Annotated in this window: 8 protein-coding genes; 3 read left to right on the forward strand and 5 right to left on the reverse strand. The window is 70.3% G+C overall.

Translation table 11 applies throughout. The annotated features are described in order from the left end of the window. The first annotated feature begins 155 nt into the window (after positions 1–155). The 3 genes from ACEN96_RS18980 to ACEN96_RS18990 all read left to right on the forward strand — a co-directional run bounded on the left by ACEN96_RS18980 (position 156) and on the right by ACEN96_RS18990 (position 5,580). Positions 156–2,768 carry a chitinase C-terminal domain-containing protein gene (locus ACEN96_RS18980; protein WP_495584628.1) on the forward strand — a complete coding sequence of 871 codons (2,613 nt, stop codon included), beginning with the start codon at positions 156–158 and terminating at the stop codon, positions 2,766–2,768. Between the two features lie 50 nt (positions 2,769–2,818). Continuing rightward, positions 2,819–4,858 carry a glycosyl hydrolase family 18 protein gene (locus ACEN96_RS18985; RefSeq protein WP_495584629.1) on the forward strand — a complete coding sequence of 680 codons (2,040 nt, stop codon included), beginning with the start codon at positions 2,819–2,821 and terminating at the stop codon, positions 4,856–4,858. Positions 4,859–5,070: 212 nt separating this feature from the next. Then, the gene (locus ACEN96_RS18990) at positions 5,071–5,580 is read left to right on the forward strand and encodes a hypothetical protein (protein WP_495584630.1); all 510 of its coding nucleotides are present in this window, start codon (positions 5,071–5,073) and stop codon (positions 5,578–5,580) included. Positions 5,581–5,656: 76 nt separating this feature from the next. On the opposite strand, the gene ACEN96_RS18995 is transcribed toward ACEN96_RS18990, so the two are convergent. From ACEN96_RS18995 to ACEN96_RS19015, 5 genes are all read right to left on the reverse strand, one after another. After that, positions 5,657–6,859 (reverse strand): cation:proton antiporter, encoded by a 1,203-nt coding sequence (locus ACEN96_RS18995; RefSeq protein ID WP_495584631.1) that lies wholly within the window; start codon positions 6,857–6,859, stop codon positions 5,657–5,659. A 152-nt stretch (positions 6,860–7,011) separates the two neighbouring features. Then, on the reverse strand, positions 7,012–8,535 hold the full coding sequence (gene malQ, locus ACEN96_RS19000) for a 4-alpha-glucanotransferase (protein ID WP_495584632.1): 1,524 nt from the start codon (positions 8,533–8,535) through the stop codon (positions 7,012–7,014). 28 nt (positions 8,536–8,563) lie between these two features. Beyond that, the gene (glgX, locus tag ACEN96_RS19005) at positions 8,564–10,717 is read right to left on the reverse strand and encodes a glycogen debranching protein GlgX (protein ID WP_495584633.1); all 2,154 of its coding nucleotides are present in this window, start codon (positions 10,715–10,717) and stop codon (positions 8,564–8,566) included. Positions 10,718–10,763: 46 nt separating this feature from the next. Further along, on the reverse strand, positions 10,764–12,668 hold the full coding sequence (glgB, locus tag ACEN96_RS19010; protein ID WP_495584634.1) for a 1,4-alpha-glucan branching protein GlgB: 1,905 nt from the start codon (positions 12,666–12,668) through the stop codon (positions 10,764–10,766). 35 nt (positions 12,669–12,703) lie between these two features. After that, positions 12,704–15,142 carry a glycogen/starch/alpha-glucan phosphorylase gene (locus ACEN96_RS19015; RefSeq protein WP_495584635.1) on the reverse strand — a complete coding sequence of 813 codons (2,439 nt, stop codon included), beginning with the start codon at positions 15,140–15,142 and terminating at the stop codon, positions 12,704–12,706. Positions 15,143–15,277: the final 135 nt, after the last annotated feature.

Below are 15,277 nucleotides of genomic sequence, written 5' to 3' on the forward strand. Positions count from 1 at the left end.
TCGCCGGTTGACCGCCGGCGCTTTTTCTTCCCGAGCACGACCGTCCCCGCCGCGCTGCATCCGCAGCCGCACGGCGCGGCGGCGCTCATCCCGCAGTCCCCGATCCGATAACGACAACCACGACAACCACGACAACACCTGCTCAGGAGACCCCGATGAGACTTCGCCCCCTTCCCCATCCGGCCCTGCCGTGGCTGCTGCCGGCGATGCTGGCCTTCGCCGGCGCGCCGGCCTCGGCCTACGACTGCACGAACGTCGCCGAATGGAACGCCGCGACCGCCTACGGCGGCAACGCGATCGTCAAGCAGAACGGCAATGCCTACCAGGCCAAGTGGTGGACGCAGAACAATGCGCCGGCCACCAACGCCGGCCAGTGGGATGTGTGGAAGCCGCTGGGCGCCTGTGACGGCGGGGGCGGCGGCACGAACAAGCCGCCGACGGTGGCGCTGAGCTCGCCCGGCGCGGGCAGCTCGCCGACGGCGGGCGACGTGGTCACGCTGTCGGCCACCGCCGCGGACAGCGACGGCAGCGTCGCCAAGGTCGGCTTCTACGTCAACGGCGCGCTGGTGGCCGAGGACACCAGCGCCCCCTTCAGCGTGAACTGGACCGCGCGGGCCGGCGTGGCCGACATCACCGCCCGCGCCACCGACGACAAGGGCGCCACCACCGAGAGCAGCGCCGTGCGCATCACCGTGCAGGGCCAGGTCACCGGCGACGAGCGCTGCCGCCCCGAGGGCCTGGTGACCACCGCCGGCACCGCGCCCGCCTACTGCAAGGTCTACGACGACCAGGGCCGCGAGAAGATGGGCGCCGACAAGCCGCGCCGCATCATCGGCTACTTCACCAGCTGGCGCACCGGCAAGACCGGGCAGCCCGCCTTCCTCGCGCACCAGATCCCCTGGGCGCAGGTCACGCACATCAACTACGCCTTCGCGCATGTCGATGCGGCCAACAGGATCTCCGTCGGCAACACCGCCGACGCCGCCAACCCCGCCACCGGCCTGACCTGGCCCGGCACCGCGGGCGCCGAGATGGACCCGGCCTACGCCTACCAGGGCCACTTCAACCTGCTCAACAAGTTCAAGAAGCAGTACCCGGGCGTCAAGACGCTGATCTCGGTCGGAGGCTGGGCCGAGACCACCGGCTTCTACACGATGACGACCAACGCCGACGGCTCGGCCAACACCGCCGGCATCGCCACCTTCGCGGACTCGGCGGTGGCCTTCCTGCGGCAGTACGGCTTCGACGGCGTCGACATCGACTACGAGTACCCCACCAGCATGAAGGACGCCGGCAACCCGGTGGACTTCGCCATCAGCAACGCGCGCCGCGCCGCGCTGATGAAGAACTACGTGGTGCTGATGCGCACGCTGCGCGCGAAGCTGGACGCGGCCGGCCAGGCCGACCAGCGCCACTACCTGCTCACGATCGCGGCGCCCTCCTCCGGCTACCTGCTGCGCGGGATGGAGGCCTTCCAGGTGACCCAGTACCTGGACTACGTGAACATCATGAGCTACGACCTGCACGGCGCCTGGAACCAGTTCGTCGGCCCGAACGCGGCGCTGTACGACGACGGCAAGGACGCGGAGCTGACGGCCTGGAACTACTACTCGAGCAGCCAGTACGGCCGCATCGGCTACCTCAACACCGACTGGGCCTACCACTACTTCCGCGGCGCGATGCCGGCGGGCCGCATCAACATCGGCGTGCCGTACTACACGCGCGGCTGGCAGGGCGTCACCGGCGGCGCGAACGGCCTGGGCGGCCAGGCCGCGCTGCCCGACCAGGGCAAGTGCCCGGCCGGCACCGGCGGCGCCGCCGTGCAGAAGTGCGGCAACGGCGCCGTCGGCATCGACAACCTCTGGCATGACCTGGACGTCGCCAGCAAGGAGGTGCCCGCCGGCTCCAACCCGCTGTGGCACACGATGAACCTGGCCTCGGGCCGCGCGGGCAGCTACCTGGCCGCCTACGGCCTGGATCCAGTCAACAACCCGGCCGACCGCCTGACCGGCAGCTATGTCCGCAACTACGACGCGACGCTGGTGGCGCCGTGGCTGTGGAACGCGCAGAAGCAGGTCTTCCTGAGCATCGAGGACGAGCAGTCGCTGGGCGTCAAGGCGCAGTACGTCGCGGACCGCGGCATCGGCGGCGTGATGTTCTGGGAGTTCGCCGGCGACTACGCCTTCAACACCGCCCGCAACGAGTACTTCATCGGCAACACGCTGACGAGCCTGCTCTACAACAAGCTCAAGACCGCGAGCGCCTACGGCAACCGCCTCACCCCGGCCAGCCTGCCCGCCGAGACGCTGGACATCGGCTTCGCGCTGAGCGGCTTCGCGCTGGGCGACAGCAACTACCCGATCACGCCCAAGCTCACGCTGACCAACAACAGCGGCGTCACGCTGCCGGGCGGCACCGAGTTCCAGTTCGACGTCCCCACCGCCATCCCGGCGACGGTCACGGACCAGAGCGGCTTCGGGCTGACGGTGATCAGCAACGGCTCCAACCCGGCGGGCAACAACGTCGGCGGCCTGAAGAACGACTTCCACCGCGCCAGCTTCAAGCTGCCCGGCTGGCAAAGCCTGGCCCCCGGCGCCAGCGTGACGGTGACCCTCAACTACTACCTGCCTATGCCCATGCCCAGCAACTGGACCGTGAGCTTCAACGGCCGCAGCCACGCGCTGGCGCAGGAGGCGCGCCGCGGCGCGGTGCCCGCCTCCGCCCCGGCCGCCCCGGCCATGAAGGCCGCGGCCAAGGCGCGCCAATGATTTCCAGGACCTCCCCACCCACCCCCCAACTTCCTTTTCAGGAGCTCGACATGACGAACCGACTGGCCCGGCTCAGCGGGATCGCGCTGGCCGCCGCGATGGCTGCCGGCAGCGCCCACGCCTATGACTGCACCAACGTGCCCGAGTGGTCCGCCTCGGCGGTCTACACCGGCACCTCCAACAGCTACGCCAAGCAGAACAACGCCGCCTACCAGGCGAAGTGGTGGACCCAGAACGAAGCGCCGGCCACGCACTCGGGCCAATGGGATGTGTGGAAGCCGCTCGGCGCCTGCGACACCGGCGGCGGCGACACGACGCCCCCGAGCGTCCCGTCTGGCCTGAGCTCCAGCAACATCACCACCAGCAGCATCACGCTGAGCTGGGCCGCATCGACCGACGCCGGCAGCGGCGTGGCCAACTACGAGCTGCTGCGCGGGGGCGCGCTGATCGCCTCGCCGGCCGCCACCAGCTACACCGACAGCGGGCTGAGCGCGGGCACCTCGTACAGCTACCAGGTGCGCGCCAAGGACAAGGCGGGCAACGTCTCGGCCGCCAGCGCCGCGCTGCTGACCAGCACCGCCAGCGGCAACTGCGCCGCCGCGCCGGCGACGCCCTCGGGCCTCACCTCGCCGTCCAAGTCCTCGACCAGCGTCAACCTGGCCTGGAACGCGGTCGCGGCGGGCCCGAACTGCACGGTGCAGTACCGCGTCAACCAGGGCGCGACGCAGGTCTCGCAGGGCGCGGCCACCAGCGCCAGCGTCGCCAACCTGACGCCCGACACCAGCTACACCTTCACGGTCAGCGCGTTCAACCAGGCGGGCGCGTCGCAGCCGTCGGCGCCGATCACGGTCAAGACCGACACGCAGACCGCGGGCGGCAAGGTGCTGCTGGGCTACTTCGCGCAGTGGGGCATCTACGGCCGCAACTACCACGTGAAGAACATCGACACCAGCGGCTCGGCGGCCAACCTCACGCACATCAACTACGCCTTCGGCAACGTGCGCAACAACCGCTGCGAAGTCGGCCTGACGGTGCCCAGCGACCCCAACACGGGGGTGGGCGGCGACGCGTTCGCCGACTACAGCAAGGCCTATGGCGCCGACCAGAGCGTGGACGGCAAGGCCGACACCTGGGACCAGCCGCTGCGCGGCAGCTGGAACCAGCTCAAGAAGCTCAAGGCCAAGTATCCGAAGCTGAAGGTGCTGATCTCGCTGGGCGGCTGGACCTGGTCGCGCGGCTTCTCGAGCGCGGCGCGGCCGGAGAACCGCGCGGCCTTCGTGCAGAGCTGCGTCGACGCCTACATCAAGGGCAACCTGCCGGTGACCGACAACGCGGGCGGCGCGGGCGCGGCGGCCGGCGTGTTCGACGGCATCGACATCGACTGGGAGTACCCCAACGCCTGCGGCCTGGCCTGCGGCGCGCCGGAGGACCGGGAGAACTTCACCGGGCTGATGGCGGAGTTCCGCAAGCAGCTCGACGCGGTGCGCCCGGGCCTGCTGCTGACGATCGCGGCGCCGGCGGGCGTGGACAAGATCCGGCAGTTCGATCCGGACAAGTTCCATCCGTACCTCAGCTTCATCAACGTGATGACCTACGACTTCCACGGCAGCTGGGATCCGATCACCGGGTTCCACTCGGCGCTGTACAGCTCGACGGCCGATCCGTCGACCGGGGATGTCCGCTCGTACAACACGAACGATGCGATGCAGGCCTTCCTGAACAAGGGCGTGCCGGCCTCCAAGCTGAACGTCGGCATCGGCTTCTACGGCCGCGGCTGGACCAACGTGCCCAATGCCAACAACGGGCTGTACCAGACCGGCACGGCGGCGCCGGGCACCTACGAGGCGGGCAACGAGGACTACAAGGTCCTGAAGAACCTGACCGGCTACACCAGCTACGTCGACAGCCAGAGCCGCGCGCAGTGGATCTACAACGGCACGACCTTCTGGAGCTTCGACACGCCGGCCCAGGTCGCCGAGAAGATGAGCTACGTGAAGTCCAAGGGCTTCGGCGGCGCGTTCTTCTGGGAGTTCTCGGGCGACGACCCGACCGGCTCGCTGGCCAAGGCGATGGGCAACGGCCTGAAGTGAGCGGCTGACGGACGCGGGCGGGGCGGTCGAGGCCGCCGCTGCCCGAAGCCGTCCACGACGCCCCTGTCCGGATGACCGGCGGGGGCGTTGTTCATGCTGACAGTGCTTGGCAGCACGCCGGCTTCTCCCCCCAGGGTCTTGGTTGAATACTGTATGTCCATCCAGTATTCTCCTTCCTCCCATTGAGCAGCCCGCCACCAAGGAACACCGTCATGCGCCGCTATGAAGTCATCCTCGAGAGAGTCATGGTCCCCTATCACCAGCGCGACCTCGCGCGCGTGATCGCCAGCCAGGTGCTGGACGCCCGGCTGGGCGGACCGGCCGGCGTCGTGGATGCCTTCCATGCGGCGCAGGCGGTGACCGGCGGCGATCCGCGCTGGCCGGTGCCGGAGTCGGCCGCCCGCGCCGACGTGGCGGCCGTGAAGCGCTGGCGCCGTGCGACCGAGGCCGCGCTGGACGCGATCGAGCGCGGCTTCGCCCATGTGTTCGCCGGCATGTCCGAGCAGGAGATCGAGCTCGCCCGCGCCGACGAGTTCCTGAGCATCGTCCCCAACGCCCTCGAGGCGCCAGGCCGGCTGCTGTCGGAGGCGCGCGTCGGGCTGCCCTGGTCGGCCACGGCGGCCGTCGTGGTCAGCGCGGCGGCTCAGGCCGCGATCGTGGCGCCGGTGGCATTGATGGCCCAGGTGCCGGTGATGGCGCACGCGGCGGCGTTCGCCCGCTGAGCCTGCGCGCCTGGCCTTCGCGCGGTCCGCCAGGCTGCCGGGTTCCACTTCGCCCCGCGCGGCGGCGCCGCCTCCCTCAACTGGCCCGGAACACCAGTTCCTTGATCCGCGCCAGCCGCGGCGCGACCACCGGGATGGTCAGCATCGTCGAGCCGACGGCCATCAGCAGCAGCGCGGTGAAGGTCTCGCTCGTGATGATCTGTTTGTCGAGCAGCACGTTGGCGAAGATGATCATGATCAGCGCCTTGGTCTGCAACAGCCAGCCGATGATGCCGGCCTCGCCCGGGGCCCAGCCCAGGACCCGGCCCGCGATCCGGGTGCCGAGCAGCTTGCCGCCGACAGACGCCGCCAGCAGCAGGCCGGCCGCCAGGAACACCGTCCCGCCTTCCAGTCCCCATTGCGTCCGCAGCCCGGTGCTGAGGAAGAAGACCGGCATGACCACCAGCAGCACGTGATGCCGCAGCGCATCCATCTGCGCCTGGTCGAACCACTCGGCATCCATCACGACGCCGGCCAGGAACGCGCCGACCATGTAGTGCAGGCCCGACCAGTCCGCGCCGAGCGCGCACACGGCCAGCCAGATCAGCCCCACGTACCAGCGGTCGCGCGCCGGGATCGCGCGCATCAGGCGGCGGAACAGCACCGTCGCCGCCGCGAATGCCGCCAGGAACAGCGCCTGCTTCCCCACCCGCGACCAGTCCATCAGGATCACCGCCAGCACGCCCCAGATGGCGATGTCGTCCAGGCTGGCGTAGCGCAGGATGCGCTGGCCGATCGGCTGGCGCAGGATCTCCAGCTTCTCCATCAGCAGGATCAGGATCGGCAGCGCCGTCACCGCGCACGACATGCCCACGCCGACGACGAACTGCCAGGCCTGGCCCCGCGCGCCCATCCACTGGGTGCCCATCCCCATCAGCACCAGCGCGGCCGCCGAGCCCAGCACCATCGGCACGCCCAGCGCCAGGCCGGCGGTGATGCCGCTCTCGACGCGATGGACCCAGGCCTTCTTCAGGTCCAGTTCGATGCCCGCGATCCAGACGAAGAGCATCACCGCCCACCACGCCACGCCGTTGAGCGACTGCACGACGGCGGGATTGAAGACGAACTGGTGATAGTCCGGAAAGGCGCGGCCGAGCACGCCCGGGCCCAGCAGGATGCCGGTGATGATCTGCACGACCACGAGCGGGGCCGCGTAGTCGGTGCCGCCCAGCCGCCACACCAGATAGGGGACGGTGAAGATGATCGCCATCGCGATCAGGAAGATCTCGGTCGTGCTCATCGGCGGCTCCTCGCGCGCGCCGCCTCCGCCGGCGGAACGCCACGGCGTCCGCCGATCGCTGACAGCGTTGTCTACCCCGGATTTCGATTGTGGGCGCCTTGCCCCACGATCGCCGCCCTCGCTTACCCCTATGAAAGCGGTTTCAGATCATTTCACTCCGGGAGCTTCGCCAGGGCAATAGGGGCTCTCCCGCTGGTGGCGGCGATCAGGCCCAGCACGCGGCCCGGCTCGGGGCCGACCATGTCCCAGGTGAAGCGCCATTCCCAGTTGCCGCCGAGGATGCCGGGGATGTTCATCCGGTGCTCCGAGCCCAGGCCCAGCACGTCCTGCAGCGGATACACCGCCACGTTGGCCACCGAATTGGCGCAGGCGCGGATCATGGCCCAGTGGATGTCGTGGTCGCCGCAGGCGAGATACGAGCCGGCGAAGGCGCGCTCATGGGCGCTGGCCTGGTTCCACCAGCCGCGCACCGTGTCGTTGTCGTGCGTGCCGGTGTAGGCGACCGCGGCGCGCGGCCAGTTGTGCGGCAGGAACTCGTGGCCGCCGTCGCCGCCGAAACCGAACTGCAGGATCTTCATGCCCGGATAGTTCAGCGCGTCGCGCAGCTCGTGCACGTCGGGCGTGATGAAGCCCAGGTCCTCGGCCACGATCGGCAGCTCGCCCAGCGACTTGGCGATCGCGTCGAACAGCGCCTTGCCGGGGCCCGTCTTCCAGATGCCGCGGGTCGCGTCGGGGCTGTCGCCGGGGATCTCGTAGTAGGCCGCGAAGCCGCGGAAGTGGTCGATGCGGAACACGTCGGCCGAACTCAGCATGCGCTGCACGCGCGCGGTCCACCACGCGAAGTGCTCGTGCGCCATCCTGTCCCAGCGATACATCGGGTTGCCCCAGCGCTGGCCGGTGGCCGACAGCGCGTCCGGCGGCACGCCGGCGACGACCGTGGTCTGGAAGTGCTCGTCCAGCTCGTACAGGTCGGGACGGGCCCAGCAGTCGGCGCTGTCGTGCGCGACGAAGATCGGCAGGTCGCCCATGATGTTCACGCCGCGCTGGTTGGCGTAGGCCTTCAGCGCGCCGGCCTGGACATCGAAGCACCACTGCACGAACTGCCAGAACGACACCTCGTCGGCGTACTGCGCCCGGGCGGTCTCGAGCGCGCGCGGCTCGCGCGCGGCCAGGTCGCGCGGCCATTCCCACCACGGCTGGCCGTTGCGCGGCGAGCGGATCGCCATGAACAGCGCGTAGTCGTCCAGCCAGTGGCGCTGCGACGCGCACCAGCCCTCGTAGGCCTGGCGCTCCTGCGGCAGCGCCTTGGCGAAGAAGCCGGCCGCGGCCACGCGCAGTTGCTGCTCGCGCCACGGCAGCACGCGGCCGTAGTCGACGCGGCGCGTGTCGAAGCCGCCCTCGGGCAGCGCCGGCGCGGCCAGCCAGCCCTTCTCCACCAGCGGCTCCAGCGCCACCATCCACGGGCTGCCGGCGAAGGCCGACACGCCCTGATAGGGGCTCTCGCCGGGGCCGATCGGCGTGCTGGGCAGCCATTGCCAGATCGACTGGCCGGCCGACTGCAGCCAGTCGACGAAGTGGAAGGCCTCGGGGCCGAAGTCGCCGATGCCGTTCGGGCCGGGCAGCGAGGTGATGTGCAGCAGGACGCCGGATTGGCGCTTGTGAAGGTCGATCGTCATGGTGTCGCTCAGGATCGTCGTGGGTCGCTCAAGGGTGTTCAGGGGGGTCAGGGTGTTCGGCACGGCGGTCGATGCACAGCAGCAGGCTGCGCGACGGCGCGCTCATCGCGCCGGCATCCAGTGGCGCCGGCTGCAGCTCGCCGCTGCTGTCCAGCAGCAACGACCAGCGCGCGCCCTCGCCCGCCGGCAGCGCGAAGCGTGCCGGCTCGGCGCCGGGGTTGACCATCAGCAGCAGGCGCTCGCGGCCGTCGCTCAGCAGCGCGGCCAGCGCATGGCGGCCGCCTTCGTGCCAGTCGTGCTCGCGCATCTCGTGGCCGTCGGGGTGGAACCAGCGCAGCGACGGGCCGTCCGACGGCGCGCCGAACCACTGCGCGTGGCGCAGCAAGGCGTGCTCCCGGCGCAGCCGCGCGAGCCCGGCGGTGAAGGCGATCAGCCCGTCATCGGCGTCCGGCCAGTCGAGCCAGCCGATCTCGTTGTCCTGGCAGTAGGCGTTGTTGTTGCCGCCCTGGCTGTTGCCGAACTCGTCGCCCGAATACAGCATCGGCGTGCCCTGCGACAGCAGCAGCGTCGCGAGCATCGCGCGGCGCGCGCGCTCACGGGCCTGGCGGATGGCGGGATCGCCGGTCCGGCCTTCCACGCCGAAGTTGCCGCACAGCTCGCCATCGCGGCCGTCGCGGTTGTCCTCGCCGTTGGCCTCGTTGTGCTTGCGGCTGTGGCTGACCAGATCGTTCAGCGTGTAGCCGTCGTGCACCGCGAGGAAGTTGATCGACGCCAGCGGCGAGCGCTGCCCGCTTCCATTGACCGGCGGCTCGGCGCGGAACACGTCGCTCGACGCGGTGAAGCGGCGCGCGAACTCGCCCCGCCCGACGGCCTTGCCATCCGGGCCATGGCCGAGCCAGAAGCCTCGCGCCGCGTCGCGGAACCTGTCGTTCCACTCCATGAAGCGGCCGGGGAAGCGGCCGAGCTGGTAGCCGCCGGGGCCGGCATCCCACGGCTCGGCGATCAGGTGGACCTGCGCCAGCAGCGGGTCCTGGCGCAGCGCCGTGTAGAACGCCGCCTGCGGATCGTGGCCCGCCGCGGTGCGGCCCAGCACCGGCGCGAGATCGAAGCGGAAGCCGTCGACGCCCATCTCGCCGGCCCAGAAGCGCAGCGAGTCCAGCACCAGCTGCGCCACGCGCGGATGCTCGACGTTGACGGTGTTGCCGCAGGCGGTGAGGTTCTCCATCCGCGACGGATCATCGGCCTGCAGGCGGTAGTAGCTCTTCTGGTCCAGGCCGCGCAGCGACAGCGTCGGCCCCCATTCGTTGCCCTCGGGCGTGTGGTTGTAGACGACGTCGAGCACGACCTCGAGGCCGGCCTCGTGCAGCGCATGGACCATCGCGCGGAACTCGGCGGCGACCGCGGCGGGATCGTGGCGCACCGCGCCGGAGGCCAGCCTCGGATCGGGCGCGAAGAAGCCCAGCGTGTTGTAGCCCCAGTAGTTGCGCAGGCCGGTGCCGAACAGATGCGGCTCGTCGACGGCGAACTGCACCGGCAGCAGCGACAGCGTCGTCACGCCCAGGCGCTTGAAATGCGCGATCGCGGCCGGATGCGCGAGGCCCGCATAGCTCCCGCGCAGCGCCTCCGGGATCTCCGGATGGCGCATCGAGAAGCCCTTCACATGGACCTCGTACAGCACCAGGTCGCGCGGCGCATGGCGCGGCGCGGTCGCGCGCGGGCTGATGCCGGACAGCGGCGCGGCCACGCGCGCCTTCAGCGCGGTCGCGCCGTTGTCGCGCTCGTCGAAGGCGGCCGGGCCGTCCGGATGGCCGAAGGGATAGCCGTGGTCCTCGGGCAGGTTGCGGAACTGGCCGACGATCTCGCGCGCATACGGGTCCAGGACCAGCTTGTTCGCGTTGAAGCGATGACCTTCGCACGGCGCGTGCGGCCCATGCGCGCGCAGGCCGTAGAGCTGCCCCGCCCGGACGCCAGGCAGGAAGCCGCTCCACAGGCCATCGACCGGACCCTGCAACGCATAGCGCTTCAGCTCGGTGGTGCCGCGCTCGTCGAACAGACAGACCTCGATGCGATGCGCGTGCTCCGAGAACACGGCGAAGTTGACGCCGCCGTCGCGGACGGTCGCGCCCAGCGGCTCATGCCGGCCGGGCTGGAGGAAATCGGGGAAGGCGGAGGAAGCGCTCATTCGAGGATCGATGGGAGATCGATGGGAGATCGGCGGCGGTACCGGCTCAGGCCGGCATCAGGAAGATCGTCGCCAGCGGCGGCAGGGTCAGCGTGATCGCGGGATCGCCGCCGGGCGCGACGGCCCGATGGGCGGCATCGTGCGCGCCGCTCGCGACGCCGCTGCCACCGTAGATCGCCGCGTCGGTGTTGAGGACCTCGCGCCAGGCGCCGCCATGCGGCATCGGCAGCCGATAGCCGGCATGCGGCACCGGCGTGAAGTTGCTGACCGCGACGACGCTCGCGCGCTCGGTGCCCGCGCCGCCGCGGCGCACCCAGGCGAAGACCGAGCGCGCGCGATCGTCCTCGACCAGCCATTCGAATCCGTCGCGATCGCCGTCGAGCCGATGCAGCGCCGGCTGCTCGCGATAAAGCCGGTTCAGGTCGCCGACGAGCCGCTGCACGCCCGCGTGGCGCGGATCGTCGAGCAGCTCCCAGGGCAGCGCGCGCTCGAAGTTCCATTCACCGCGCTGCGCGAACTCCTGTCCCATGAACAGCAGCTTCTTGCCTGGATGCGCCCACATGAAGCCGAAGTAGGCGCGCAGGTTGGCGAAGCGCTGCCAGTCCGTGGGATCGGCGTCCTCGCCGGGCATCTTGCCCAGCAGCGAGCCCTTGCCGTGCACCACCTCGTCATGCGACAGCGGCAGCAGGAAGTTCTCGCTGAACGCGTAGACCAGGCCGAAGCTCATCGCCTCGTGGTGCCAGGAGCGGTGGATGGGCCGCTCGCGCTGATAGCGCAGCGTGTCGTTCATCCAGCCCATGTTCCATTTGTAGTGGAAGCCGAGACCGCCCGCCGAGACCGGCGCCGACACCAGCGGGAAGGCCGTCGACTCCTCGGCCAGCGTGATCACGCCCGGGGCCTCGCGGCCGAGCCGCTCGTTGAGCTGGCGCAGCAGCGCGATCGCCTCCAGGTTCTCCTTGCCGCCATGGATGTTGGGGATCCATTCGCCGTCGGGGCGCGAGTAGTCGCGATACAGCATCGAGGCGACCGCGTCGACGCGCAGGCCGTCGATGCCGTAGCGCTCGGCCCAGAACAGCGCCGCGCCGCACAGGAACTGCCGCACCTGCGGCTTGCCGAAGTCGTAGATGCGCGTGTGCCAGTCGCGATGCCAGCCCTCGCGCGGATCGGCGTACTCGTAGAGCGGCGTGCCGTCGAAGCGCGCCAGGCCATGCGGGTCCTCGGGGAAATGCGCCGGCACGAAGTCCAGCAGCACGCCCAGCCCCGCCGCGTGGCAGGCCTGGACGAAGCGGTGCAGGCCGCCGGGCTCGCCCAGGCGCGCGGTCGGCGCGTGCAGGCCCAGCGTCTGGTAGCCCCAGGAGCCGTCGTAGGGGAACTCGGTGACCGGCATCAGCTCCACGTGCGTGAAGCCCAGCCCCGCCGCGTACGGCGGCAGCTCGCGGGCGAGGAAGTCCCAATCGGGGAATGGACCGCCACCCTCCTCCCGGCGCCACGAGCTCGCATGCAGCTCGTAGATGCTGATAGGCGCGTCGCGGCGGTTCAGCGCGGCGCGGCCGGCCGGCAGCGGATGCGGCGCGGGCAGCTCATGGACGACGCTCGCGTTGTCCGGGCGCAGCTGTCCACGCAGCGCGTAGGGATCAGCCTTCAGCGGCAGCAGCGTGCCATCGGGGCCGGTGATCTCGTACTTGTAGAACTGGCCGCGCGCCGCGCCGGGCACGAAGACTTCCCAGATCCCTGCGACATGCTCGTCGCGGCGGCGCATCGGATGCGCCGCGCCCTGCCAGCCGTTGAAGTCGCCGACCACCGCGACCCGCGATGCCGACGGCGCCCACACCGCGAAGCGCACGCCGTCCGCGCCATCCAGCGCCATCGGATGCGCGCCCAGCCACAGCCAGGGGCGCAGGTGCTCGCCGCGCGCGAGCAGCGCGAGTTCGGCATCGGGCAGCAGCGGCATGGGCGGAACCTCGGGGATCGGGCGCCGGCGGAACGTCAGCGCAGGCTCTTCGCCGACCAGACGCGGTCGACGTACTGCTCGATCGTACGGTCCGAGGAGAACATGCCCATGCCGGCGATGTTCAGCGCCACGCGCTCGGCCCAGGCCCGGCGGTCGCGGAACAGCGCGTCCACCTCGCCCTGCGCGCGCAGGTAATCGCCGAAGTCGGCCATCAGCAGGTAGTAGTCCTCGTTGAGCAGGCGGTCCACCAGCACGCGGTAGCGCTCGGTGTCGCCCTGCGAGAAGTCGCCACGCGCGATCGCGTCGATGACGGCGTGCAGCCGGGGCTGGTCCTCGACCATGCGGCGCGGCGCGTAGCCGGTGCGCTTGACCGACGCCACCTGCTCCGCCTTCAGGCCGAAGGTGAACATGTTCTTCACGCCGAAGGCCTGCGCCATCTCGATGTTGGCGCCGTCCCAGGTGCCGATCGTCAGCGCGCCGTTGAGCGCGAACTTCATGTTGCCGGTGCCCGAGGCCTCGGTGCCCGCGGTGGAGATCTGCTCCGACAGGTCGGCGGCCGGGATGATGGTCTCGGCCAGCGACACGCCGTAGTTGGGCAGGAACACCAGCTTGAGCCGGTCGCCCACGCGCGGGTCGCCATGGATCACGCGGCCGATGTCATGCGCCAGCTGGATGACGGACTTCGCCGCCACGTAGGCCGACGCGGCCTTGCCCGCGATGATCACCGTGCGCGGCACCCAGTCGGCCTGCGGGTTCGCGACGATCGCCTGGTAGCGCGCGATCACCTGCAGCAGGTTGAGCAGCTGGCGCTTGTACTCGTGGATGCGCTTGATCTGGACGTCGAAGAGGCTGTCGACGTTGACCGTCACGCCCAGCTCGCGCTGGATGCGCGCGGCCAGGCGCTGCTTGTTCTCGCGCTTGACGGCCTGCAGCTGCTCGCCGAGCGCGACGTCCGCGGCCTGCGGCTGGAGTTTCTCCAGCTCGTCCAGGCGCTGGCGCCAGCCGGTGCCGATGCGCGCATCCAGCAGCGCCGACAGTCCGGGATTGGCCTGCTGCAGCCAGCGGCGCGGCGTCACGCCGTTGGTGACGTTGTGGAAGCGGTCCGGGAACAGGCGCGCGTAGTCCGCGAAGATGGTCTTGACCATCAGCTCGGAGTGCAGCGCCGCGACGCCGTTGACGCGGTGCGAGCACACGATGCTCAGCGCGGCCATGCGCACGCGGCGCTCGCCGCCATGGGTGCCCTCGTCGATCAGCGAGACGCGGCGCAGCAGGTCCACGTCGCCGGGGAAGCGGCGGCGCACGTCGTCCAGGAAGCGCTGGTTGATCTCGTAGACGATCTCGAGGTGACGCGGCAGCAGCTGCTCGAACAGGCGCACCGGCCAGGTCTCGAGCGCCTCCGGCATCAGCGTGTGGTTGGTGTAGCTAACCGCCTCGCGGGTGATGGTCCAGGCCTCGTCCCAGCCCAGGCCGTGATCGTCCAGCAGCAGGCGCATCAGCTCGGCCGGCGCCAGCGCGGGATGGGTGTCGTTCAGATGGATCGCGTTCAGGCGGCCCAGGCGCTCCAGCGACGGGAACTCGCGCAGGTGGCGCGCGATCAGGTCCTGCATCGACGCGCTGACCAGGAAGGACTCCTGCTTCAGGCGCAGGACGCGGCCAGCCTCGGTGCTGTCGTCGGGATAGAGCACCCAGTTGAGCGCGTCGGCCGCGACGCGGTGCGCGGCCGCGCCGTGGTGGTCGCCGCGGCAGAAGGCGGCGAAGTCGATCGGCGCCGCGGCCTGCGCGTGCCATTGGCGCAGCGTCGAGACGCGCGCGCTGTGATGCGCCGGCACGACGAAGTCGTAGGCCTGCGCGACCAGGTGTTCGGCCGGCCACCAGCGGCGCGAGCCGTCGGTCTTCACCTCGACATGGCCGCCGAAGCCGACCGGGTAGCGCAGCTCGGGCCGCAGGGTCTCCCACGGATTGCCCTGCGCCATCCAGTCATCGGGGATCTCGACCTGGCGGCCATCGCGGATGTCCTGCGCGAACATCCCGTATTGATAGCGCAGCCCGTAGCCGAAGGACGGCAGGCCCAGCTCCGCGAACGAATCCAGGAAGCAGGCCGCGAGCCGTCCCAGTCCGCCATTGCCGAGCGCCGCGTCGTTCTCGCGCTCCAGCACGTCGGGCAAGGACTGGCCCCGGGCCTCGAAGGCGGCGCGCAGCGTATCGTCCAGCTTCAGCGCGGCGAGCGCGTTGCCCAGCGCGCGGCCCATCAGGAACTCCATCGACAGGTAGTGCACGCGGCGCACCTCGGCCCGATCGCCGCGCGCGGCGTCGGCCGCCTGCGTGTCAGCCCAGCGCTGGCCGAGCAACTCCCGGCAGGCCGTCGCCGCGGCGCGCATCAGCGCCTGCGGGCCGGACGCCGTGCCGGCGAGGTGGAGTTCGCGTTGCAGCGCCTGCTGGAAGGCGGCGGCCAGGTCGTTGGAAGTGGTCGTCATGCATCGAAGTATCCCTCAAGCCGAAGAATTTTCTGTAGTTTCACTACATCGGGTTATCCCGGAATCCATCGCAACCCATTGATTTCACGCGATTCAGTGCTTCGAATCAGGATGTGACCGCGTTGTGAACCGGTC

Source organism: Roseateles sp. Mitsp63, from assembly GCF_059491535.1.